Origin of the sequence: Blautia sp. DFI.3.45 (genome assembly GCF_020593505.1) — a bacterium.
GTDB classification, from domain to species: Bacteria; Bacillota; Clostridia; order Lachnospirales; family Lachnospiraceae; genus Blautia_A; species Blautia_A wexlerae.
Genome location: NZ_JAJDMI010000150.1, coordinates 1 through 646, shown reverse-complemented (window position 1 = coordinate 646; position 646 = coordinate 1). Strand labels below are relative to the sequence as shown.

The window sequence follows — 646 nt, the reverse complement described above, 5'->3', positions numbered from 1 at the left end:
TTTTTGAGGATAAACAGGTTGATTATGACATTGATATTCCTGAACAGCCTGTCCGGGTAAGATTAGATATGGATAGCTATATGAGGATCATCAATAACCTTATTCAAAATGTAATCGCTCATAGCCATGCAGACAAAATTAAAATTTCCCTATCGAAGAAGGAAAACAGCATGGAGCTGTTGCTGGCGGATAATGGAGTGGGAATTGAGAAAGAAGATTTGAAACACATATTTGAACGGCTTTATAAGTGTGATAAAGGACGCTCTGAAAAAGGCAGCGGACTTGGTCTTTCTATTGTCCATCAGCTTGTAGAAAAGATGGGTGGAAGCATAACAGTTGAAAGTTTTCCGGGAAATGGAACTGAATTTGTGTTGCGTTTTCCTTTGGAGATTTAAGCGGGTTCCCGTCCTTACGGCGGGAACTCTTGTCATTTTAGCCGAATTTCAAATTGCAAGGTTAATGCAAGGTTGCGGCAAGGTTAATGCAAGGTTGGCGTGATAGAATACCTTACAGAACAGGAGGTTTTGAATATGGATACAAATTACATCATTGAAACAAAAAATCTGACGAAGCAATATGGCTCACAAAAGAGTGTGGCTGACTTAAATATCCATGTGAAGCGTGGGAGAATTTATGGTCTGCTGGG

Annotated in this window: 1 protein-coding gene and 1 pseudogene; both read left to right on the top strand. The window is 39.9% G+C overall.

Annotated features, from left to right (window positions below):
- Positions 1–395, top strand: a 395-nt coding sequence (locus tag LJE09_RS17335; RefSeq protein ID WP_227311609.1) for a sensor histidine kinase, incomplete at its 5' end; no start/stop codon positions are given.
- A gap of 135 nt (positions 396–530) precedes the next feature.
- Positions 531–646: pseudogene (locus tag LJE09_RS17330) on the top strand (ABC transporter ATP-binding protein); the annotation flags it as partial.